The organism is Brachybacterium endophyticum (assembly GCF_003130585.1).
GTDB lineage: Bacteria > Actinomycetota > Actinomycetes > Actinomycetales > Dermabacteraceae > Brachybacterium > Brachybacterium endophyticum.
Genome location: NZ_QFKX01000001.1, coordinates 359,533 through 382,331 on the forward strand (window position 1 = coordinate 359,533; position 22,799 = coordinate 382,331).

Annotated in this window: 20 protein-coding genes and 1 riboswitch; of the genes, 7 read left to right on the top strand and 13 right to left on the bottom strand. The window is 71.2% G+C overall.

Going from position 1 to position 22,799, the window contains the following annotated elements; translation table 11 throughout:
- The first annotated feature begins 9 nt into the window (after positions 1–9).
- Genes DEO23_RS01570 through DEO23_RS01580 form a run of 3 tightly spaced genes read left to right on the top strand, consistent with a single transcriptional unit; the run spans position 10 to position 2,553 of the window.
- Positions 10–747: an MgtC/SapB family protein gene (locus tag DEO23_RS01570; RefSeq protein ID WP_109274244.1), complete on the top strand. Its 738-nt coding sequence runs from the start codon at positions 10–12 to the stop codon at positions 745–747.
- A gap of 59 nt (positions 748–806) precedes the next feature.
- Positions 807–1,655, top strand: a complete 849-nt coding sequence (locus DEO23_RS01575; protein ID WP_109274245.1) for an aldo/keto reductase — start codon at positions 807–809, stop codon at positions 1,653–1,655.
- A gap of 40 nt (positions 1,656–1,695) precedes the next feature.
- Entirely contained in the window at positions 1,696–2,553 is an 858-nt protein-coding gene (locus DEO23_RS01580) for a serine hydrolase (protein WP_109274246.1), read from the top strand.
- Positions 2,554–2,568: 15 nt separating this feature from the next.
- Here DEO23_RS01580 and DEO23_RS01585 read toward each other — a convergent pair whose 3' ends face one another.
- The 9 genes from DEO23_RS01585 to DEO23_RS01625 all read right to left on the bottom strand — a co-directional run bounded on the left by DEO23_RS01585 (position 2,569) and on the right by DEO23_RS01625 (position 12,355).
- Positions 2,569–3,795 carry a C40 family peptidase gene (locus DEO23_RS01585; RefSeq protein WP_240613159.1) on the bottom strand — a complete coding sequence of 409 codons (1,227 nt, stop codon included), beginning with the start codon at positions 3,793–3,795 and terminating at the stop codon, positions 2,569–2,571.
- Positions 3,796–3,901: 106 nt separating this feature from the next.
- A complete protein-coding gene (locus DEO23_RS01590; RefSeq protein WP_109274247.1) occupies positions 3,902–5,062 on the bottom strand; it encodes a dipeptide epimerase in 1,161 nt (386 codons plus the stop codon).
- Between the two features lie 39 nt (positions 5,063–5,101).
- On the bottom strand, positions 5,102–6,253 hold the full coding sequence (locus tag DEO23_RS01595; protein ID WP_109274248.1) for a DUF819 family protein: 1,152 nt from the start codon (positions 6,251–6,253) through the stop codon (positions 5,102–5,104).
- A gap of 165 nt (positions 6,254–6,418) precedes the next feature.
- Positions 6,419–6,736, bottom strand: a complete 318-nt coding sequence (locus DEO23_RS01600) for a DUF3870 domain-containing protein (RefSeq protein WP_109274249.1) — start codon at positions 6,734–6,736, stop codon at positions 6,419–6,421.
- 27 nt (positions 6,737–6,763) lie between these two features.
- Positions 6,764–8,263: an NAD-dependent succinate-semialdehyde dehydrogenase gene (locus tag DEO23_RS01605; protein ID WP_109274250.1), complete on the bottom strand. Its 1,500-nt coding sequence runs from the start codon at positions 8,261–8,263 to the stop codon at positions 6,764–6,766.
- A gap of 116 nt (positions 8,264–8,379) precedes the next feature.
- Entirely contained in the window at positions 8,380–9,486 is a 1,107-nt protein-coding gene (locus DEO23_RS01610; RefSeq protein ID WP_109274251.1) for an alcohol dehydrogenase catalytic domain-containing protein, read from the bottom strand.
- Between the two features lie 35 nt (positions 9,487–9,521).
- Positions 9,522–10,148, bottom strand: a complete 627-nt coding sequence (locus DEO23_RS01615; protein ID WP_109274252.1) for a histone deacetylase — start codon at positions 10,146–10,148, stop codon at positions 9,522–9,524.
- Between the two features lie 154 nt (positions 10,149–10,302).
- A complete protein-coding gene (locus DEO23_RS01620) occupies positions 10,303–10,638 on the bottom strand; it encodes a hypothetical protein (RefSeq protein ID WP_109274253.1) in 336 nt (111 codons plus the stop codon).
- A 22-nt stretch (positions 10,639–10,660) separates the two neighbouring features.
- Positions 10,661–12,355 (bottom strand): sodium:solute symporter family protein, encoded by a 1,695-nt coding sequence (locus DEO23_RS01625; protein WP_109274254.1) that lies wholly within the window; start codon positions 12,353–12,355, stop codon positions 10,661–10,663.
- 332 nt (positions 12,356–12,687) lie between these two features.
- On the opposite strand from DEO23_RS01625, the gene DEO23_RS01630 reads away from it, so the two are divergent.
- From DEO23_RS01630 to DEO23_RS01645, 4 genes are all read left to right on the top strand, one after another.
- Positions 12,688–14,991 carry a carbon starvation CstA family protein gene (locus tag DEO23_RS01630; protein WP_109274255.1) on the top strand — a complete coding sequence of 768 codons (2,304 nt, stop codon included), beginning with the start codon at positions 12,688–12,690 and terminating at the stop codon, positions 14,989–14,991.
- On the top strand, positions 14,991–15,215 hold the full coding sequence (locus DEO23_RS01635; protein ID WP_109274256.1) for a YbdD/YjiX family protein: 225 nt from the start codon (positions 14,991–14,993) through the stop codon (positions 15,213–15,215). Before DEO23_RS01630 ends, DEO23_RS01635 begins: the two co-directional genes overlap by 1 nt.
- A gap of 136 nt (positions 15,216–15,351) precedes the next feature.
- Positions 15,352–16,560 (top strand): alcohol dehydrogenase family protein, encoded by a 1,209-nt coding sequence (locus DEO23_RS01640; RefSeq protein ID WP_240613160.1) that lies wholly within the window; start codon positions 15,352–15,354, stop codon positions 16,558–16,560.
- Positions 16,550–17,581, top strand: a complete 1,032-nt coding sequence (locus DEO23_RS01645; protein WP_109274257.1) for a proline racemase family protein — start codon at positions 16,550–16,552, stop codon at positions 17,579–17,581. Before DEO23_RS01640 ends, DEO23_RS01645 begins: the two co-directional genes overlap by 11 nt.
- Positions 17,582–17,626: 45 nt before the next feature.
- Here DEO23_RS01645 and DEO23_RS01650 read toward each other — a convergent pair whose 3' ends face one another.
- From DEO23_RS01650 to DEO23_RS01665, 4 genes are all read right to left on the bottom strand, one after another.
- Complete coding sequence (locus tag DEO23_RS01650; RefSeq protein WP_109274258.1) at positions 17,627–19,147, bottom strand: S10 family peptidase; 1,521 nt, start codon at positions 19,145–19,147, stop codon at positions 17,627–17,629.
- Positions 19,144–21,243, bottom strand: a complete 2,100-nt coding sequence (locus DEO23_RS01655; RefSeq protein WP_109274259.1) for a glycogen debranching N-terminal domain-containing protein — start codon at positions 21,241–21,243, stop codon at positions 19,144–19,146. The genes DEO23_RS01650 and DEO23_RS01655 overlap by 4 nt, the downstream gene beginning before the upstream one ends.
- Positions 21,244–21,247: 4 nt before the next feature.
- Positions 21,248–21,916 (bottom strand): thiaminase II, encoded by a 669-nt coding sequence (tenA, locus tag DEO23_RS01660; RefSeq protein WP_109274260.1) that lies wholly within the window; start codon positions 21,914–21,916, stop codon positions 21,248–21,250.
- Complete coding sequence (locus tag DEO23_RS01665) at positions 21,913–22,659, bottom strand: TenA family protein (protein WP_109274261.1); 747 nt, start codon at positions 22,657–22,659, stop codon at positions 21,913–21,915. Before DEO23_RS01665 ends, tenA begins: the two co-directional genes overlap by 4 nt.
- Positions 22,651–22,744, bottom strand: a riboswitch (TPP riboswitch). It overlaps the preceding gene by 9 nt.
- Positions 22,745–22,799: the final 55 nt, after the last annotated feature.

The following is a 22,799-nucleotide window of genomic DNA, read 5'->3' on the forward strand; positions in this document are numbered from 1 at the left end:
GGAACACGCATGGATCCCCTGGTGGGAGTGGTGCAGAAGACGAGCCTGGTCGAGGTCGAGCTGCTCATGGCGACCTTCGTCCTGTGCTCGCTGATCGGCCTCGAGCGGCAGATGCGCCAGAAGAGCGCCGGCTACCGCACGCACGTGCTCGTGGGCCTCGGCTCCTGCGCGTTCACCCTGGTCTCGGCCTACGGCTTCGCCGCCGTGCTCGGGGACGAGGTCAACCTCGACCCCTCGAGGATCGCCGCCCAGATCGTCTCGGGCATCGGGTTCCTGGGCGCGGGCGTGATCTTCAAGGGCCGCTCCATGGTGCGCGGGCTGACCACGGCCGCGACGGTCTGGGTGTCGGCCGCCGTGGGCATGGCCTGCGGCAGCGGCATGCTCTCCCTCGGCATCACGCTGACGGCCCTGCACCTGATCACGCTGTTCCTGGTGGCGCCGCTCGTGCGGCAGCTGCCCGGCCCCGACGCCCGCCGCCTGCTGCGCGTGACCTACGTCGACGGCAAGGGCGTCCTGCGCGACGTGCTCGCGACCGCGACCTCGCTGGGCTTCGCGAACTCGATCCAGAGCTCCCGCCGCACCACCGCCCCCGACGAGCGCCCGACGATCGTCATGGACATCCGCTTCATCGGCCGTCCGCCCGTGCGCGACCTGATCCCGCCGCTGATGGAGCTGAAGGGTGTGGAGAAGGTCTCGCTCGCCAAGAGCGGCGCCCGCAGGAGCGAGGACGACAGCGACGACGACTGAGCACCGCACACCCTGACCCGACCGCCCGACGACCATCCCGCGACGCACGAGGAGCCCCCATGACCACCGCACCCTCCCTCTCCTTCCATGACGGCCGTTCCATCCCGCAGCTGGGCTACGGGGTCTGGCAGGTCGAGTCCGACGTCGCCGCCGACGTCGTGGGGAAGGCGTTCGAGGCGGGATACCGCCACGTCGACACCGCCCGCGGCTACAACAATGAGGACGGGGTGGGGCGTGCGCTCGCCGCCTCGGGCCTCGAGCGCGACGAGTACTTCGTGACCTCGAAGTGCCCGAACCAGGACCAGGGGCGCGAGAACACGCTGCGCTCCTTCGACGCCACCATGGCCGACCTCGGTCTCGAGCAGCTCGACCTCTACCTGATCCACTGGCCGGCGCCGTCGAAGGGCCTCGCCCTGGAGACCTGGAAGACCTTCGTCGAGCTGCAGGAGCAGGGACGCATCCGCTCCATCGGCGTCTCGAACTTCCGCGTCGAGGACCTCGAGAAGGTCGAGGCGGAGACGGGTGTGCTCCCCGTGCTCAACCAGATCGAGCTGCATCCCTACTTCAACCAGCCCGAGCTGCGTGAGTTCCACGCGAGCAAGGGCATCGTCACCGAGTCCTGGTCCCCGCTGGGCCAGGGCGGCGGGGAGCTCGAGGATCCGGTGGTCACCGAGATCGCCGAGGCCCACGGGGCCGACGCCGGCCAGGTCTTGATCGCGTGGAACCTGGCGCTGGGCAACGTCGTGATCCCGAAGTCGGAGACCCCGAAGCGGATCGTCTCGAACTTCGAGTCCCTCGACCTCACCCTCACCGAGGAGGAGATCGTGCGGATCACCGCCCTGCACAAGGGGGAGGACGGACGCCAGGGGCTGCACCCCGCCGAGTTCGCGGGCAAGCAGGGTCGCTGAGGGCAGGTCGCTCGCGGGCCTGACCGCCTAGGGTCGGAGCATGGAGCCCGCGACCCCACCCACGTCGACACAGACCTCGTCGACCCCGCCCTCGTCCGCCCGGCCGTCGGCCATCCCGACCGCCGCCGCGCCGACCGGGACGGCGGTGTGCTGGTGTCTTCTGGACGGGGCCGGGCGCGAGGCCTCCGCGCACGATCCTGAACGGCCGCTCTATGCGGCCAGCACGATCAAGCTGCACGTGCTGCTGGCCGCTCTGCACGTCGCGGACGACGGGGACCTCGACCTCGAGGCCGAGGTCCCCTCGACCCGCAGCTTCACCGGGGCCGACGGTCGTCCCTTCACGCTCGCCGGTGACCACCTCGATCCCACTCACCCCGCCGAGGGCGAGGGGATCCGGGTCGCCGACCTGCTGGCCCGCATGATCGACCGGTCGAGCAACGAGGCCACCGACCACGTGCTCTCGCTGGTGGGTCCCGGGACGGTCACCGAGGTGATCGGCGACCTGGGCCTCGAGGCCACGCGGGTCGAGCGCATGATCGGCGACGCCGCGGCGCTCGAGCAGGGGCTGACCAACGAGACCTGCGCACGGGACCTCGCCCGCACCCTGCGGGTGCTGGTGCGCGGGGACGGTCTGAGCGCATCCGCGCGCGAGCTCGCCCGTGCCGCCCTCGCCGCTCAGCAGATCCGCATCGTCGCGACCGGTCTGCGCCCCGAGGTCCCGAGCTTCTCGAAGTCCGGATGGGTCGAGGGGTACCGGCACGACGTCGCCGCCCTCGGGGATCCCGAGGGCGGCGACGTGCGCGTGCTCGCGGTGATGACCGGCGGTCTCGCGCAGGCGCGGGCCGATGCGGAGATCACGCGCCTGGCCCGCGCGCTGCTGCCCGATCTCGCGGGCTGAACCGTTCCGGGAGGGTCAGCTCGTCGCGAGCTCGACCCGGCGGGCTCCGGCGTACTCGCCGTCGGTGTCGTACTCGCTCAGCGAGACCACCTCGACGCTCCGGGCCGCGTTCGGGGCCTGCATGATCATGTTGTCCCCCACGTACAGCGCGACGTGGCGGATGGACTCGGCGCCGGGCTCGGTCGAGAAGAACACGAGGTCCCCGCGCTGCAGGTCCTCCCGTTCGACGGACTCCAGGCCCGAGTGCCGCATCTGGTCGCCGGCGTCGCGATCGAGCGTGATCCCGTGGTGGTGGAACAACGTGTAGGTGTAGCCGGAGCAGTCGTACCCGTAGGCGCTCACACCCGCCCACAGGTAGCGAAGGCCCAGGAACCTCTCGCCGGTGGCGATGATGTCCTCCACCGTGGGAAGCGGGGGCTTCTCGCCGTGCTCGCGCACCACCACGTCCTCGATCGGCAGCAGGGCTCGTCCGGCGCCCGGCACGGCGACCTCGACGCTGTCGCGGTGCTGTCCGGTCACCGGCAGGATCGTGTCGAAGGAGACCGGCAGCTCGACGCCGCCGCCCTTGCGCGGGGTGGTGAGCGTGCTGGTCAGCGCGGTGACGGTCGCGGTCGAGGCGTAGGTGACGCGCTCGGCGAAGTCCTCGTCGACCACCAGGTGGGCCAGGGGCACCCAGCCGGGGTAGCCGCGCTCGTCCCGCGGGGTGCCCTGGGCGGTCACGACGATGTGCGCCCAGTCCTCGTCGACCTCGTCGACGATGACCTCGCTGCCCAGCACCGCCTGTGACTCGAGCTTGCCCGTGAGCCACTTGCGGGTCTCCTCGTCGGGCATCTTCGCGTTCCAGGCGTCCAGGTCCACCGGCGTGGAGACGGCGCCGTCGTCGATGCCCTCGCGGTTCGTGCGCGGGTCCACCCACAGCGTGGTCGCCGTGACCTTGACGTGCGCGGTCTCGCCGGCCTCGGGTGCGCGACCGTGGTCGCGGCCGTGGCCGTGTCCACCGCCATGACCGTGGCCGCCGCCGTGGCCGTGTCCACCACCGTGGCCGTGGCCGCCGCCGCGGTGAGCGGGCGCCGCCGAGGCGGCGGAGGCGCCGGCGAGGCTCGCGAGGCCGACGGCGCCGGTCGCGGCCAGACGCAGGCCCGTGCGGCGGCTGAGCCGCCCTGTGTCGGCGCGGCCGGTGGTGTCCGCGGCGTCGGGGGTCTGCGTGGGATCGGGACGGGACATGTGGTTCTGGGCGGACATCAGTGTCTCCTTCAGGGAGTGCGGGTCGGCACGCTGGGGCGGGGAGCGGTCATCGCTCCGTGCGGCGCGCCCTTCGGGTCCTGCAGATGGGGACTGCCGATCTGGTTCACGTATCACCCCCGGTCCCCTCAGCGTCCTGCGTCGGCGCGAGCATCGCAAGGCCCAGCCCCGGTCCGCCCACCAGTTCGAGCTCGGCGCCGCGCTGGCGGTATCCGCCCGACGGTGCCGTGGAGGTGAACCAGGCCGGGGGGTCCAGGTCGATCAGGGCGATCGCCGGATGGGCGAAGGCCAGGTGCGCCGCGGCGGTGATCGAGATCCGCGGCTCCATCATCGAGCCCACCATGCAGGCGATGCCGGCCTCGAGGGCGACGTCGGCCACCGCGAGCGCGCCGCGCAGGCCGCCGGTCTTGGCGAGCTTGATGTTCAGCAGGTCGGCGGCGCCCGCGTCGACGATGCGGCGGGCGTCCTCCGCGCTCCAGACGGCCTCGTCGGCCATCACCGGGGTCGCGACCTCCGCGCGCACGCGGGCGAGCCCGGCGATGTCGCCTGCCGGCACGGGCTGCTCGACCAGCTCGATCGGCAGGCCGTCGCGCTCGAAGCCGCTGATGATGCTGATCGCCTCGGCGGCCTTCCAGCCCTGGTTCGCATCCAGTCGCAGGGTGGCCTGTGGTGCGGCCTCCATCACCGCGTCCAGTCGTCGACGGTCCTGCTCGATGTCCTGGCCCAGCTTGATCTTCAGGATCTGCTCGCCGCCCGCGACCGCCTCGGCCGCGCGGGAGGCCATCACGGCGGGGTCCTCGAGGGAGATCGTCATGTCGTTGGTCAGGTGGCCGCAGGAGTGGCCGCCCAGCAGCTCGACCAGCGGCAGGCGTTCGACGCGCGCGGCGGCGTCGTGGAGGGCGACGTCCAGGGACGCCTTCGCGCTGGTGCTGCCGGGGACCGCGGTGGCGATCCGGCGGGAGAGCTCGGCGAGGTGCCCGTCGGCCCCCTCGAGGGCCCCGCGCAGGGGACCGGTGAGGCAGGCGGCGATCGAGTCGGCCGATTCGCCGGTGACCGCGACGGTCTCGGCCGAGGACCCCTGGCCGACGGTCCCGTCGGCCAGCTCGACCTCGGCGACCACGTAGTGCACGGCCTCGGTGCGCCTCGCGGCGGTGACGAACGGCCGCTTGAGCGGCGCCAGGTGACGATGGTGACGCACGGCGACGACGTGCAGGGCGGGGTCGAGCAGCGTCGGTGCGGCGGGTGCGGGCGAGGTCTGCGGGATCATCGCTCTCCTTCCGGGGTCATCGGATGCTGGCGCGTGCGCTCACAGCGCCGACATCAGCTGGGCGGCGATCAGCCCCACGAACGTGCCCATGAACGAGCCGATCAGCGCGAACAGCACGCCGACGGGCACCAGCTGGCGGTTGAAGGCGCTCGCGACCACGGGCGCCGAGGCGATGCCGCCGATGTTGGCGGTCGAGGCGACCGCGAGGGAGAACAGCTCGACCTTGGCGAGCTTCGCGTAGACCCCCATGATCACGATGTGCACCAGCAGCACCAGGACGCCGATCAGCAGGTACAGCGGGGCCTGCGTGATCGCGGAGAAGTCCGAGCCGGCGGCGATCTGGCCGATCACGACGAACAGCATCAGCGTCGCGACCTCGCTCGAACCGGCCGTGGAGCCCAGCGGGGTCAGCGCGACAACGAGGCCGAGCACGGAGACGATCAGGATCGTCCAGGTGTCGGCGTTGACCACGGCTCCCCATTCGGGCAGGTAGTTCCCGATCCACATCGCGAAGGTCGCGACCAGGATCGAGCCGAAGATCGAGATCGCCAGCGAGGTCACCGTCGCCGGCTTCTCCTCCGTCTCGAAGGCGCCCTCGTGGACGTCCAGGTAGGCGGTGTTCGCCTTGGTCCAGCGGTTGAAGCGCGGGGAGACGGCGACCGAGGCGAACATCAGCATCAGCCACACCGAGTACATGATCGTGTCGGTGATCAGGGCGTAGCCGAAGATGTTCTCGGGGGCGTGCAGGATGTCCTGGACGGCGACCATGTTGGCGCTGCCGCCGGTCCAGCTGGCCAGCAGGGCCCCGAAGACCTTCCAGGCCTCGGGGTGCAGCGCGGCGGAGAAGATCCAGTAGACCAGCACCATCCCGATGAACAGGGAGGCGGAGGCGACGAACATCGTCAGCAGCAGCTTCGGGCCGAGCTTGATGATCTTCCGCAGGTCGCAGCCGAACAGGTAGAGGAAGATCATCGCCGGCAGCAGGACGTTCTTGACCTCCTCGATGGGGGCGCGCGTGGCCTCGTCCTGGCTGAAGACGCCGAGCGTGTTCAGCGTCGCGCACAGCAGGTACATCAGCACCATGCCGGGCACGTACTTGAACAGCTTCCATCCGGTCGTCTTCTCCAGGACGATCAGCACGCACGACAGTCCCAGCAGGACGCCGAGCATCAGCAGGCCGTCGGTGATCATGGGGCTCCTCGGGGAAGGTGTGGGGCGTTCGGGGTGGTGACTCCGCGTCCGGGAACGAAAAAAGTCGGAAGCACCAGCGGTCCGCACCTGGTCTCAGGCGCGGTCGCGGTGCTTCCGACGGGTTCCGGTTCGATGATGTCCCGGGCGGACGGAGGCGGTATGCGGTTATCCGGGCGTGCCCGCCGCGAGGTCACGGTACTTCGCCGCAGCATTGCGCACGGAGGCGATGACCGCCTTCTGCGATGAGCCGTGGTACCTCTCGGAGATGGACTCCACCAGGGCGTCCTCCTCGAGGATCGAGCTCCCCACCAGCAGGTCCCTCACGAAGTCGACCGTGAGGGAGAGGGTGGCGGTGCAGTCCGCCTCGTGGATGACGTGGGTCTCAGTATCGACGACGAGGCCGATGAAGAAAAGTCCCCACTGCGTCGTGATCGGATTGTTGCTGGGGGATTTCGCCTCCCCGGTCAGAAAGATCGTCGTCATGGTGTGAGGGTATAGCGGAATGCCCGCTCACAGCGGCAGGCGGATGTAGCTGGTCTCGAGGTACTCGGCGATGCCCTCGTGGGAGCCCTCGCGGCCCAGACCCGACTCCTTGACGCCGCCGAACGGGGCGGCGGCATCGGAGGCGACGCCGACGTTCACGGCGACCATGCCGGACTCGATGCGCCCGGCGACGTCGGTGATCTCGGCGAGGTCGCCGCCGGCGACGTAGCTCATCAGCCCGAACTCGGTGTCGTTGGCGGCGCGGACCATGTCCTCGACGTCGTCCATGACGATCACCGGGGCGACGGGGCCGAAGATCTCCTCGTGGTTCACGCGGGCATCGGCCGGGACGTCGGCGAGCACCGTGGGTGCGTAGAAGAAGCCCCCGGCGGCCTCGGTGCCGAGCTCGTCCGCGCCCAGGCGCTTGCCGCCGGTGAGCAGGCGGGCCCCGCGGTCGACGGCGTCGGTCACGAGCTCCTCGATCTTGTCCAGGGCCTTCGGCTCGATCATCGGGCCCATCGTGGTGCCCTCGGCGATCCCGGCGCCCACCTGGAGCTTCTCGGTCTCCTCGACCAAACGCTTCGTGAACTGCTCGGCCACCGAGGAGTGGACGTAGAAGCGGTTCGCGGCGGTGCAGGCCTCGCCGTTGTTGCGGTACTTCGCGAGCATCGCGGCGGAGACGGCGACCTCGATGTCGGCCGAGCCGAGCACCAGGAACGGCGCGTTGCCGCCGAGCTCCATCGAGGTGCGCAGCACGTGCTCGGAGGCCTGGGAAAGCAGGGAGCGACCCACCGAGGTGGACCCGGTGAAGGAGACCTTGCGCAGCCGCGCGTCGGACATCAGCGTCGAGGACAGGCCCGAGGAGTCCGAGGTGACGACGACGTTCACGACCCCGGCGGGCACGCCCGCATCGGCCAGGATCTGCGCGAAGGCGAGGGAGGTCAGCGGCGTCATCTGCGCGGGCTTCAGCACCACCGTGCAGCCCGCCGCGAGCGCCGGCGCGATCTTGCGGGTTCCCATCGACAGCGGGAAGTTCCACGGCGTGATCGCCAGCACCGGGCCGACGGGCCGGACGGTCGTCAGGATCGCCTGCTGGGCCGACGGGGCCTGGCGGAAGCGGCCGGGCAGGCGCACCGCCTCCTCGCTGAACCAGCGCAGGAACTCGGCGCCGTAGGTGACCTCGCCGTAGGACTCCGCGAGGGGCTTGCCCATCTCGAGGGTCATCAGGGCGGCGAGGTCGTCGGCCCGCTCGTGGCACAGCTCGTAGGCACGGCGCAGGATCTCCGAGCGCTCGCGCGGCAGCGTCTTCGCCCACTCGTCCTGCGCGGCCACGGCCGCATCGAGCGCCTGCGCCCCGATGGTGGGGGCGTCGGCGTCGACGACCTGCGTGAGGGGCGCGCCGGTGGCGGGGTCGAGCACGTCGAGGTCGGCGGTGCCGCCCAGGAAGCGACCGCCCACGAAGGAGCTGCGCGGCGTGCGCTCGAGCAGGTCGGTGATCTGGGCGGGGGAGAAGCGGGAGTTCGTCATCGGTCTCTCCTTCGAGTCGTACGAGGTCGGGTCGGCGCGAAGGCCACGCCCTCCATCCTGCTCCTTGTCGAGGCGGAATGGGGAACCGGCGTCGATGCCGGGACGGTGGTGGGCGCTCAGTCGAAGAGGATCACCTGGCGCACGGCCTCGCCGTCGGCGAGCTGGTCCATCGCCTCGTTCACGTCCTCGAGGCGGATGGTGCGGCTGATCAGCTCCTCGACCGGCAGCTTCCCCTCGAGGTAGAGCCGGGCGTACTCGGGGACGTCACGCCGCGGCACGGCCGAGCCCAGGTAGGAGCCGACGATCGACTGCGCCTTCGCGGTGAGCGGCAGGGGAGCGATGCTCACGCGCGCATCCGGGGAGGGCAGGCCGACGGTCACCAGGGTGCCCCCGAAGCCGATCGCGCCCGCGGCGGTCTCGAAGGCCGTGGGGTTGCCGGCGGCCTCGACGACGCGGTCGGCGGTGACGGACTGCTCGGCGACCTGCTGCGGCGTGTAGGTGCGGTGGGCGCCGAGCTGCGTCGCCCGCTCGAGCTTCGCGGGCAGCGTGTCCACGGCGATCACCTCCTTCACGTCCTGGGAGATCGCGGTGATCAGCGCCGCCATGCCCACGCCGCCCAGGCCCACGATCATGATCGAGTCCTCGGGGCCGGGCCGCGCGGCGTTCAGCACGGCGCCGCCCCCGGTGAGGACGGCGCAGCCGAGCACGGCGGCGACCTGCGGCGGGACCTCCTCGGGAACCACCACGGCGCTCGCCGCGTCCACCACCGCGTGGGTCGCGAAGCCGCTCACGCCCAGGTGGTGGTGCACGGGCTCGCCGTCGCGCGTGAGGTGCCCCGATCCGCTCAGCAGCACGCCGTCGTCGTTGGTCCTCGATCCGACCGAGCAGGGCAGGCGGCCGTCGGTGCGGCACTCACGGCACTCGCCGCAGCGGGGCAGGAAGCTCATCACCACGCGGTCATCCTCGTGGATGTCGGTGACCTCGGCGCCGACGCTCTCGACCCGGCCGGCGGCCTCGTGCCCCAGCAGCATGGGCAGCGGGCGCGGTCGGTTGCCGTCCACGACCGAGAGGTCGCTGTGGCACACGCCCGCGGCCTCCATGCGCACCAGGATCTCGGTGGGGCCGGGCTCGCCGAGATCGAGCTCACCGATCGTGATCGGTCGCGACTCGGCGTAGGGACGCTCGCGCCCCATCTCCTCGAGAACAGCTCCGCGGATCGTCATCGGGTCCCTTCCGTCGTCGGGGGAGGTGGGGACCTTCAGGCTACGAGGGTCTCGAGGTCCGCGCCGCGGTCGGCGAAGTAGGCGTTCGCCCGTTCGCGATCCCAGCCGTGCGCCTGGCGCAGGCCCTCGGCGAGCATGTCGAGGTAGGCGGGGGTGGGCTGGGTCGCGGTCATCCCCGTCGCGCCGACGGGGGAGGTGAAGGTCAGCATCGGCAGGCCGTCGCGCTCGCCCACGCGCAGCAGGGTCTCGTAGTGGCCGGGTCCCACGGCGACGCGGGCACCGGTGGGCGCGCTCGGGCCGAGGTCCTCGCGCACGAGCGCCTCGACGGGGTCGTCGGCCTGGACCGGGCGGTGCATCTCCTGGGCGGCGACGTCCGCGAACTGCTCGATCGTCACCAGGAAGGCGCGGGCGGGGGTGGGCCCCTCGGCCTCGTGGTCGTAGAAGCCGATGCCGCCGTCCCAGACCCGCGAGCGCAGGGCGAAGTGGAGGCGTCCGGGGAGCATCACGCCCGCGGAATCGCGCGGCGGAGCGGGGTCACGGGCCCCGGTGTAGCCGATCAGCGCGCCCGGCGGCCGACCGCCCTCGATGTAGCAGGCGAGGCGCTCGGCGTTCATGTTCGAGCCGTAGCTGACGTACCAGACGAGTTCTGATGCAGGGTCCATGACCACTCCATCCTGCGCACGATGCGAGCAGTGATGCCAGGGTGACGCGCCCGTTCCGAGACGGCGCTCACGGGTGGGCGGGGCGCGGCGGACGCGGAAGGGCCCCGCGGCGGAACCTGTCCGCCGCGGGGCCCCGCGGATGCTGCGCTGTCGCTCAGTCGAGCGAGGCGATGTCCTTGGGGGACTCGGCACCCGGCTCGTTCTCGCTGACCACGATGCGGATCGGCTCGAGCTTGGCCCAGAGGCCGAAGGCGAGTCCGACGACGACCATCGCCAGGCCCGCCCAGAGGTTCGCGTTCACGTTCCCGGTCTTGGCGGCCTCGGCGTCGGTGAAGTCGAACAGGCCGACCAGCACCAGGATGACGCCGAACAGGCCCAGCAGCAGGCCGATGAAGTTGCGGATGTCGAAGGCCCCGGCGGTCTCGACGTGCGCTCCGGCGGAATCGGGGACGGCGACGGGGCCGTCCTGGGAGTTCTGCTTCTCGTTCATGAGTTCTCTCCTCCGTCCGTGCTCACGCGAAGACGACGTTCAGGATGATGACCAGCACCAGACCGATCCCGGCCATCGGCACCGGGCGGCGGAAGAAGGGCAGGCCCTTCTCGTCGGGGTCCACGAGGTCGGTCTTGGGGGTCTCGGAGTAGACCAGGCCCTTCAGCTCGTGGACGGGCCGGGGCTTGGTGAAGGACGTGAGGATCACCGAGACCACGATGTCCACCACGAAGGCGGTCGCGGCGCAGAGGAAGGCGAGGCCCTGACCCGGCAGCGTGAACACGCCGGCGAAGGTCGACAGGCTGAACAGGAAGACCGCCGAGACGGTGCCCGCGACCAGGCCCGCCCAGCCGGCGTGGGGGGACATCCGCTTCCAGAACATGCCCAGGATGAACGTCGCGAACAGCGGCGCGTTGAAGAAGCTGAACAGGGTCTGCAGGTAGTCCATCAGGTTCGCGAAGTTCCCGGCGATCATCGCCGTGAAGATCGCGATCACGCAGGCCACGGCCGTCGCGATCCGGCCCACCTTCAGGTAGTGCTGGTCGGGGGCGTCCTTCTTCACGTACTGCTGGTAGAGGTCGTAGCTGACCACGGTGTTGAAGGCCGAGATGTTCGCGGCCATGCCGGCCATGAACGCCGCCAGCAGGCCCGCGATGGCGACGCCCAGCAGGCCGTTGGGGAGCACGTCGCGCATCAGCAGCAGCAGGGCGTCGTTGTAGCTGACGCCGGTCGCCGCAGCGCCCGAGTCCTTCGCGAAGTCCAGCTGCTTGAACTCCTTCAGGTTCGTGACCAGGGTGGCGGCGATCATGCCGGGGACGATCACGATGAAGGGGATGAACATCTTGGGGAAGGCGCCGATGATCGGCGTCATCCGGGCGGCGGTGATGGACTTGCTGGCCATCGCGCGCTGGACCTCCACGAAGTTCGTGGTCCAGTAGCCGAAGGACTGCACGAAGCCGAGTCCGAAGACGATGCCGACGATCGAGAGCACGGGGTTGGAGAAGCCCGAGAGCTGCTCGCCCGGCCAGGTGTGCAGCTGCTCGGCGCCGAGCATGCCGTCACCGCTGATCTTCGCGGTCAGACCGCTCCAGCCGCCCACGCGGTGCAGGCCGATCAGCGTCAGCGGCAGCAGGGCCGCGACGATCACGAAGAACTGCAGCACCTCGTTGTAGATCGCGGCCGAGAGCCCGCCGACGGTGATGTAGAACAGCACGAACGCGGCGGCGACCACGAGACCGACCCACTGGGGCCAGCCCAGCAGCCGGTTCACGATCGTGGCCAGCAGGTAGAGGTTCACGCCGGCGATCAGCAGCTGCGCGGCGGCGAAGCTGATCGAGTTCACCAGGTGAGCGGCCTTGCCGAAGCGCATGCGCATGAACTCGGGGACCGAGCGCACCTTCGAGCCGTAGTAGAAGGGCATCATCACGACGCCCAGGAACAGCATCGCGGGGATCGCGCCGACCCAGAAGTAGTGCATCGTCGGCAGGCCGTACTGGGCGCCGGTGGCGGACATACCCATGATCTCGACGGCGCCGAGGTTCGCGGAGATGAACGCGAGGCCGGTGACCCAGGCGGGCAGGGATCGGCCGGAGAGGAAGAACTCGATGGAGTTGGAGACGCCGCGTTTGGCGAACCAGCCCACACCGAGCACGAAGACGAAGTAGAGCGCGATGATCGCGTAGTCGATCCACTGTGCATCCAACCGGATGTCGACCATGACAAGGGCCTCGGAGTCCACGGGAAGGGGCACCGTCACGAATGCCGGCACCGGCCTTCGGAGGAGCAGCGGGGTGATGGCCGCCGGGCGGTCACGCTACCACCGCGTACGAGTGCCGGGACGACAAGATTCGGCGATCGCCGGACGACCAGCGACTCCGCGTGATATGTGAGGCGCGTGCCACATCCGGGGTGCTCCTTCGGAGGCGCGGGGCCGCCGCGGCGCCGAGGGGATGCGACGGGCGCGGTGGGGGAGGAGCGCCGCGCTGGCGGTAGCCTGACCCCGGCCGTTCTCCCCGACGGCCCGTCGACGCTGACACAGGAGGCCTCCCCATGTCCCCCGCTTCCCCTGATCCCTCCTCCGACCGGGCGGCCTCCGCCGGGGCCGGTGCGGCCGCTGCGACGGCCGCCGCCCCGCCCGCCGCGGTCGACGAGGACACCCTGCGCGCCGAGCAGCGCTGGACCCCCGCGAAGATCGTGCTGTGGGTGGCGATCTCGCTGGTCGGCGCGATCGGCTGGCTGATGCTGGCCCTCGCCCGCGGCGAGACCGTCAACGCGATCTGGTTCGTCTTCGCCGCGGTCGCGACCTACCTCGTCGCCTACCGCTTCTACGCCAAGTTCATCCAGAACCGGCTGGTCAGGCCCGACGACACCCGCGCCACCCCGGCCGAGGCCGAGTACGACGGCAAGGACTACGTCCCCACCGACCGTCGGATCCTGTTCGGCCACCACTTCGCCGCGATCGCGGGCGCCGGACCGCTCGTCGGCCCGGTGCTGGCCGCGCAGATGGGCTATTTGCCCGGCACCATCTGGATCATCGTCGGCGTGGTGCTCGCCGGTGCCGTCCAGGACTTCCTGGTGCTCGTGATCTCGACCCGTCGGCACGGGCGCTCGCTGGGACAGATGGCCCGCGACGAGCTGGGCCTGGTCGGCGGCATCGCCGCGTTCATCGCGACGCTGACCATCATGCTGATCATCATCGCGATCCTCGCGATGGTGGTCGTGAACTCGCTGGGCGAGAGCGCCTGGGGCGTCTACAGCGTGGGCCTGACGATCCCGATCGCCGTGTTCATGGGCCTCTACCTGCGGTTCCTGCGCCCGGGCAAGGTCTTCGAGGTCTCCGTGGTGGGCGTGATCCTGCTGCTGCTGGCGATCGTCTCCGGCCGCTGGGTCGCCGAGACCGGCTGGGGCGAGGCCCTGTTCCACCTGGACCGTCCCGTCCTCGCGGGCCTGATCATCGCCTACGGCTTCATCGCCGCGGTGCTGCCGGTGTGGGTGCTGCTCGCCCCGCGCGACTACCTCTCGACCTTCATGAAGATCGGCACCATCGTCATGCTCGCCGTCGCCATCGTGGTGGTGCGCCCGAGCATCTCCACCCCGGCGGTCTCCGAGTTCGCCTCGCGCACCGACGGGCCCGTCTTCACCGGCGCCCTGTTCCCGTTCCTCTTCGTCACCATCGCCTGCGGCGCCCTCTCCGGCTTCCACGCGATGATCGCCTCGGGCACCACCCCGAAGCTGGTCGAGAAGGAACGCCAGATGCGCATGATCGGCTACGGCGGCATGCTCATGGAGTCCTTCGTGGCGATCATGGCGCTGGTCGCGGCGGTCTCCATCGACCGCGGCATCTACTTCGCGATGAACTCCTCGGCCGCCGCGACCGGCGGCACCATCGAGGGCGCCGCCCAGTTCGTGAACTCCCTGGGCCTGACCGGCGTGAACCTGGACCCCGCGACGCTCTCGCAGACCGCGAAGGACGTCGGCGAGGAGTCGATCGTCTCGCGCACCGGCGGCGCCCCGACGCTCGCCGTGGGCCTCGCCGGGATCATGCACAAGCTGGTCGGCGGCGCGGGCATGATGGCGTTCTGGTACCACTTCGCGATCATGTTCGAGGCGCTGTTCATCCTCACCAGCGTCGACGCCGGCACCCGCGTGGCCCGCTTCATGCTGGCCGACGTCCTGGGCGGCTGGAAGCCCCGCTTCCGCGACCACTCCTGGCGTCCGGGTGCCTGGCTCACCACCGCCGTGATGGTCGCCGGCTGGGGATCGATCCTGATGATGGGCGTGCTCGACCCCCTCGGCGGCATCAACACGCTGTTCCCCCTGTTCGGCATCGCCAACCAGCTGCTCGCCGCGGTCGCGCTCGCGATCTGCCTGGTGGTCTTCGCCCGCAAGGGACGCACCTGGAGCCTGCTGATCATCGCCGTGCCGCTCGCCTTCACGGCCATCGTCACCATCACCGGCTCGGCCCAGAAGATCTTCTCCTCGGATCCCGGGGTGGGCTACTGGGCGAACCATCTCGCCTACCGGAAGGCCCTGGCCGACGGCAAGACCGAGCTGGGCCTGGCGAAGTCGGTCGAGGACATGCACGCGGTCGTCTTCAACACCGCCGTGCAGGGGTCGCTGTCGATCCTGTTCGTGGTGTGCACGATCATCGTCCTGCTGGTCTCGCTCTGGCGCACCTGGCAGGCGCTGAACGGGAAGAACCTGCTGGACACCGAGGCCCCGCGCGTCGAGTCCGAGTACTTCGCGCCGGCGGGCATGGTCGCCACCCCCGGGGAGAAGCAGCTCGAGGGCCGCTGGGCCGATCACCTGCGCGAGCACCCCGAGAAGGACCTCGCCGGGACGGTGGGGCACTGATGTCGCCGCTGACGGCGCGAGGGATCCGGCCGACGCCGGATCCCCGCGCCGCGCTGCGGGGACTGCGGCGCTTCGCCCGCGGCGTGCTGGGCTCGGACGCCTACGACCGCTACCTGCACCACCACCGCATCACCGGGTGCAGCCACGCGCCGCTGAGCGAGAAGGAGTTCTGGCGCCGGAAGTACGCCGACCAGGGAGAGAACCCCTCCTCGGGCTGCTGCTGAGAGTCGGCCGGGGCGCGCGGTCCCGCCCGCCCCGGCCGATGATCCTCGGTGACCCATTTACCGGCGGCGCTCCGCGGTGCCATGCTCTCCCTACGTCTCGCGCCGCACGGCGCGTTCCGAGGGCGGGAGGGTCCCCGTGACCGCGACACCTGGCACCCCGAACGAGGCCGCGCGCGCCGCGGCGGGCGCCCTGCCGGAGCCGCCGATCCCGCCCACGATGTCGGCCGTCCGCCTCGTCGGCCACGGCGGACTCGAGCAGCTCGTGCATGCGGATGACGTCCCCACGCCGAGCCCCGCCGCGGGCGAGGTGCTGATCGACGTCCACGCCTGCGGGATGAACAACACCGACGTGTGGGTGCGCGAGGGCGCCTACGGCAGCGACACCGACCCCAGCGAGGTCTCCACCTGGCGGCGCGGGCGCTCCACCTTGGAGTTCCCGCGCATCCAGGGCACCGACATCGTCGGCCGCATCGTGGCGGTCGGGGAGGGCGTCGAGCCGGGCCGCGTGGGCGAGCGGGTGATGGTGGACTTCAGCATCTACAACCGCCCGGAGAGCGACGACTCCCTGGCCGACATCGACTACATCGGCCACGGCCGCGACGGCGGCTACGCCGAGTACGTCGCGGTCCCCGCCGAGAACGCCTACGAGATCAGCGCCGACATCCCCGACGCGGGCCTGGCGACCTTCTGCTGCGCCTACCTCACGGCCGAGCAGATGCTCGTGCGCGCCCGCCTCGGTGAGGGCGAGAGAGTGCTGGTGACAGGGGCCTCCGGCGGTGTCGGCTCGGCGATCCTGCAGCTCGCGCGGGTGCGGGGAGCGGTCCCGTACGCCGTCTCCAGCCACGGCAAGGAGGAGGCGTTGCGCGCCATCGGCGCCGAGGACGTCGTCCTGCGGGATGCGCCGGACCTGGTCGCCGAGGTCGAGCGGGTAGCGGACGGGCCGATCGACGTGGTCGCCGACCTGGTGGCCGGGCCGATGTTCAACGACCTGCTGCGGATCCTGCGCCCCGAGGGCCGCTACACGACCGCGGGCGCGATCGGCGGGCCCGTCGTGGACCTCGACCTGCGCACCATGTATCTCAAGCAGCTCGAGCTGCACGGCTCCTCCCAGGGGACCCGCACCGCGTTCCGCCGGCTCGTCGAGCACATCCAGGGCGGGCGGATCCGCCCGCTGCTGGACCGCACCTTCCGCCTCTCGGACTTCCACGAGGCGCAGCGGACCTTCATGGGCAAGACCTACATCGGCAAGCTCGTCGTGGTGCCCGACCGGCACTGGGACGAGGTCGGTGCACCGTTCGCCGGCGCCGAGGCCAGCTCCGCGGCGGGCGATCCCGATGCGCCGTGAACGCAGCGTCGAGCTGATCGACACCCAGTCCGGCGGGGACGTCAGCCGGATCGTCACCGCCGGCATCGAACCGATCCCCGGCACCACGGCCCTGGAGAAGGCGCGCTACCTGCAGCGCGAGGGAGATGGTCTGCGGCGCCTGCTGCTCTCGGAGCCCTACGGCGACCCCGCGATGTCCGTCGACTTGATCGTCGAGCCCGGTCACCCCGAGGCGCAGGCCGGCTACATCATCATGGAGGCGATGGGGTACCCGATGTACTCGGGCTCCAACACGATCTGCACCGCGACCGCGCTGCTGGAGAGCGGCATGATCCCGATGACCGGCGGCACCCAGCAGGTCGTCCTCGAGTCCCCGGCGGGCCTCGCCCGGGTCACGGCCGAATGCGCCGACGGCCGGGTCGAGTCGATCACCACCAAGGGCGAACCGGCCTTCGTCGCCGACCGCGACCTGCGGATCGAGGTGCCCGAGTACGGACCGGTCCGCTTCGACCTGGTGTGGAGCGGCGCCTACTACGCGCTGGTCCGGGCCGATGAGCACGGCTTCGCCATCACGGCCGAGGAGCAGATCGCGCTGACGGCCTTCGGTGATGCGTTCGTGCGCGCCGCCCGGCCGGGTCTGCGTCAGGAGCACCCCTCCCTCGGCGACGTCGGCCCGCTGCCGTTCGTGCACTTCGCGGGACCGATCCGCCGTGGGGACGACGGGATCGACGAGTCGCCCTCGGCGACCTACGTCCACCCCGGCGTGATCTGCCGCAGCCCCACCGGCACCGGCACCTCGGCGCGGCTGGCGCTGATGGCCGAGGACGGCGAGCTCGCACCCGGTGACGCCCTGCGCACGATCTCCCCGCGCGGCAGCAGCTTCGTGGGCACCCTGCTGGGGCCGACGCAGGTGGAGGGGCTGTCCGCCTGGGACTCGACGACCACCGGGGCGGCGCGGCTGATGGCGCACTCGCGGATCACCGTGGACCTCGACGACCCGCTCGTGGACGCCTCGGACCTGGAGCCGCTGCTGCGGCAGTGACACGGGAGGCGGGGAGCGGCGTCAGGAGGTTTCGGAGGCGCCCGCTCACTCCCCGCGCACGAACTCCCCGAGGTGCTCGCCGAGCGCGATGCGGCTGGGCTCGTGGGCGTACATCATGTGGCCGGCCTCGTAGTACTCGATCCGGATCCGCTCGCGGTAGTCGTCGGTCGGGATCGGCAGGTGGGCCAGCACGTGCTCGCTGGCGTGGAACGGGGTCGCCGCATCGTGGTACCCGTGGCCGACGAACACCCTGGTCGAGGGGACCTTGCGCAGCACGCGCGCGAGATCGGAGGCCACCTCGACGCTGCGGTTCTCGAACTCCTTGTAGCTCCACGGGTGCACCGCGGGCGAGAAGATCTCGTAGACGACGTCGGTCGTGAAGCCCAGTTCCTTCTTCAGGTACTGGTTGATCGCCGCGGTGTAGGCGGGGCCCAGCTGGTCGGTCGAGGGATCGGTCTCCATCGAGGCGGCGTTGAGGTTCCCGGTGGGCGCCGAGAAGCGGCCGTCGATGCGGCCGGCGATCCGACCCTCCACGCGCAGCACCTCGGCGAGGTAGGCCATGTGCTCCACGCGCAGGTCGGCGCGCTCCACCCAGTCCGGGCCGACGCCGATCAGCGCCGCGATCTGCTCGGCCGCCGCGCGCTTGTCCTCGGCGTCCAGCCGGTGGCCCTGCGCGAGCAGCTGCGGGTACTCGGCCTCGGCGAAGGCCTCGGCCTCGTCGACCACCTCGAGCAGGGAACGCCCGGGATGCTTGCCGTGCGCATGGGCGATCGCCGCGTAGGTGGGCAGGTAGTGGACGTAGGGGGCGTCGTTCCCGGCGGGGTAGTCCTCGGCGAACACGATCGTCGAGAAGTCCAGCACCGGGGAGATCAGCGCGATCCCCGCGGGGGCGACGTTGTAGCGGTCCACGAGCCGGGCGGCGACGGCGCTCGCGCGGGTGGTCCCGTAGGACTCGCCCGCGAGATACAGCGGGGAGAGCCAGCGCTCGTTGCGGGTCAGCCAGTCCATGATGAACGAGGCCATCAGGTCACGGTCGGCCACCAGCCCGTGATGACGGTCGGGCTTCGCTCCCGGCGCCGGGCGCGAGAACCCGGTGGACATCGCATCGACCACGACCAAGTCGGCGTCCTTCAGGATCGTCTCGTGGTTGTCCAGGAGGCCGAAGGGCGGCGGGGTGAGCGCGCCGGTGTCACCGGAGTCGACGCGGCGCGGCCCGAGCAGACCCAGGTGCAGCCACACCGTCGAGGCGCCGGGACCGCCGTTGAAGGCGAAGACCACGGGGCGCTGGTCACCGCGGTCGGTCGCCACGTAGCTGACGGCGAACAGCTCGGCGTAGGCGGCGCCGCGTGCGTAGGTCTCGCCCTCCGGTTCCTCGCGCAGGACGTAGGTGCCGGTGGTGGCGGTGTAGGTGAGGGAGCCGTCCGGCAGCTCGAGCACGTGCGCGGTGGTCTCCAGGTGGTCCTCGGGCTTCGGCGCCGCCTCCTCGCCCGCGCCGGCCGCTCCCGTCGCGTCACCGGCCGCCGCAGTCGTGGACGTGCTGTTCAGGGGGCTGCTGCCGTCGCTCATCGAGGTCCTCCGCGTCGTCGGGTGGTGTCCCGATCGTAGGGGAGGCGGTGGGGCGGCCGTGGGGGATCGAGCACGCCGAGGGTCTGCGCGATCGGGACCGCGCTCGCCGCCGCCCAGGCCTGCGGGCGGCACGAGGCCGGGTAGGGGAGGGGGGCCTCGACCTCGTCGGATCCCTGCCCACCGAACAGCTCGGGAAGGCGCTGGTCGAACCCGGATGCGGCGCGCAGCAGACCGCGGGCCAGGACCTGCGCCTCGGCCTGGAATCCGGAGCGCAGCATGCCGCGCAGGATGATCCCGGTGTCGTGGGTCCACACGCTGCCGCCGTGGTAGCGCAGCGGCCCGTACCCGCCGTTCGTCGTGGACAGGGTGCGGATCCCGAAGCCGGAGAACAGGGTCGGGTCCATCAGTCGGCGCACCACCGTGCGCTCCTGCTCGGCATCCAGGATCCCGGTGCCCAGCAGATGCCCCATGTTCGAGGCGACGCCGTCGACCGGACGCTTCTCCCCGTCGAGCGCGAGCGCGATGTACGGGCCCAGCTCGTCCTCGCACCAGAAGTGGGCCTGGAAGACCTCGCGCAGTCGGGCGGCGACGGCGCGCAGGCGGGGCGGGAGGTCGCTGTCGCCTGCCTGCTCCAGCAGGTCGGCGGCGTGCAGGGCCGCGGCGTGGGCGTAGCCCTGCACTTCCGCCAGGGCGATCGCGCCGCTCGCCAGCGAGCCGTCGGCGCAGCGGATCGAGTCCCCGGAGTCCTTCCAGCCCTGGTTCGCGAGGCCTCGCCCGGAGGCGTCGAGGTACTCCAGCAGCCCGTCGCCGTCGGCATCGGCGTGCTCGAGCAGCCAGGTCGCCGCGGCCTCGAGGGGCGCGTGCAGCTCGTCGAGCAGGACCGGGTCGAGGCCCGCCGCGAGGCCGTCGTGCAGCAGCTCGATCCACAGCGGTGTCGCGTCGATGGTGCCGTAGTAGACCGGCGGGAGGTGGCCGCCCTCCAGCTCCATGCCCTGCGCGCGCACCTCGTGGAGGATCTTGCCGGGCTGCTCGGCGGTCTCCGGATCCACGCGCACGCCCTGGTGGCGGGCGAGAGTGCGCAGGGTCCCCTCGGCGACGTGCCGGTCGACGGGCAGCAGCAGGGAGGCGGCGATCAGCGAGTCGCGCCCGAACAGGGTGAAGAACCACGGGGCGCCCGCCGCGAGGAAGTGACGGCTCGGATCATCCGGGATCTGCAGCCGCAGGGCGTCGAGGTCGGAGAGGGATCGGGTGAGGAGGTCGGTGACAGCGCGATGCTCGGGGTCGGGGTTGGTCGGTGTGCTCGCCTCGGGAGTCATCGCCGTCGTGGTCAGCGACGCCGCCTCCCGCAGGGGCGCGAAGGGGACGCCGGGGTCGGAGAGGTCGAGCCGCCAGGTGGTCGTCGCCGTGTCGTGCGCAGGCGCCTCGAGGGCGAGGTCCCAGGTCACGACGGGACCGTCGACCGAGGGGCCGTCTGGAGAGGAGCCTCGGGCCGACAGACCATCGCCCGCCGGCGCCCCCGCTGCCGAGCCGTCCCCGGTGCGCAGAGCGGCCTCGCCGTGCTCGCCGAACCGCCAGCGGACGGTCCCGCCGTCGAGAGCCGTCAGGGGGCGGGCAGGGTCCTGTGTGGCGAGCAGACGCGGGTCCTTGACCTGCGACATCGTCGCGGCATCGGTGACCAGCCCCATCCCCAGGTGTAGCGCGTGGGGGCGGTCGTCGTCGTTGACCAGGCGCAGGGTCTCGTGCACGCCGTCGGCGCCGACGCTGCGGGTGCGCTCCAGGATCACGAGAGGGTCCTCGACCATGCCCGGGCTGGTGACGAGATGGCGGAAGGTCACCTGCCGCGCCGAGACGACCGAGGTGGCGAGCGGGGTGAGCTCGGCCCCGGCGAGCGTGCAGCGCAGGTCCGAGACGACACGCGTGTCCCCGATGTGGACGCCCTGGGCCCCGGTCCCAGTGATCTCACCGTCCGCGGACGACCAGACCTGGATCGGGGCGTGCAGGACCGCGGTCAGGTCGTGGAGGAAGGGTTGATGGGATTCCCGGTGACGCTCGGTGCCGAGGGCGGCGGAGGGATCGGGGACACGCGCGGTGCTCACGCCCTCATGCTTCCACGCGGGCTCCGTCCAGGGCCTGCTGCCAGAACGCGGTCTCCATGCGGGTCGCGGTGCGGAACACCGTGACCAGCTGGGCGAAGCGCGCGGGGGAGAGCTCCCCGCCGGCGAGCTCGTCGAGGTGGGCGTGCGAGGAGCGGGCCGCGGCCTGGTAGTCCTCGCCGGCGTACTCGGCGATCCAGGTCGCGTACGGATGGTCCGGGGCTGCCTCGAGGGACGGGGCCAGGGCGGTGCCGATCTCCGCGTAGCCCAGGGTGCAGGGGGTGAGGGCGACCTCGAGGTCGAGCAGGTCACCGGCCATCCCGCAGTCCAGGACGTAGCGGGTGTAGGCCACGGTCGCCTGCTTCTCCGGGGTGCTCTCGAGCTCCTCGGGCGAGATCCCCCAGGACTCGGTGAGGCCCACGTGCAGGGCGGTCTCCTCGAGGATCGAGTTGAGCGACTCCGCGGCACGGCCGATGTCGTGCAGCGACCGCGACTTGAAGGCCGCGAGCGCGTTCGCCCGCGCGAACTGCACGAGGAAGAGATAGTCCTGGACCAGGTAGTCCTGGAAGGCGGGAAGCGGCAGGGTGCCCTCACCGAGCCGGGTGACGAAGTCGTGACGGGTGTAGGCCTCCCAGTCCTCGGATGCGGCCTCCCGCAGTCGGGTGAACAGGCTCATCGCCGTGCCTCCTGTCCCTCGTCGTGCTGCCGTTCGCGGTGCTGCTCTTCGCCGTAGGACTGGTCGAAGAAGTCGTTCTCGAGATCCACGGTGCGCTCGAACAGCTCGCGGGCGCGCTGCGGGGAGCTCTCGCCGACCCGGTCGAGCTCGCTGCGCAGGAAGTCCACGAACTCCACGAAGTCGGGGTTGTCGTGCAGGTCGATCCATTCGGCGTGCACGAAGCTCGTCGGCAGCGGGCGGGGTGCGCGCTGGGCCCAGTCCCAGTACAGCCATTCGGTCACCAGCAGCACCGCGAGGATCGCGGCGTAGTCACTGGTCTCGGCGGCCTCGCGGAAGATCGCGAGGAATCCCGTGGTCGCCGGGGTGTCGGGGGTGCTCTCGCGCTCGGACTCGCTCACCCCGAGGGCGTCGAAGGCGCGCAGGAAGTAGGTGTTCTCGTCGCCTGCGACCTCGCCGGCGAAGGTGGCGAAGCGCAGCCGTGCCGCCGGGGTGTCGGCGCTCGCGATGGCCCCGCCGATCAGCTGCAGGAAGGCGTCGAGGAAGCGGTGGTCCTGGATCAGGTAGCCCGCCATCACGTCGTCGGCGATGGTTCCCGCGTGCAGCTCGCGCACGAAGCGGTGGTCCACGGCGCGGTCCCAGGCGGGGCGCACGCCCTCGCGCAGCGCGTGCGTGAACCCTCCCTCCCCGGGTGCGGGCGCCGGCGCGGACGCGGTGGTCGGGGTCGGGTGGTGGGCGTCGGTCATCGGTGGCATCCCTCCGCGAGTACGAGCTCGATCAGGTTCTCCGGGTGTGTTCTCAGCCCCTGGTGGGGCACCCCGTGCGGCATCGAGGCTATCGCGGTCGAGGCGGTGCCGGGCACACGGGCCGCGGGCCGGTCTACGCT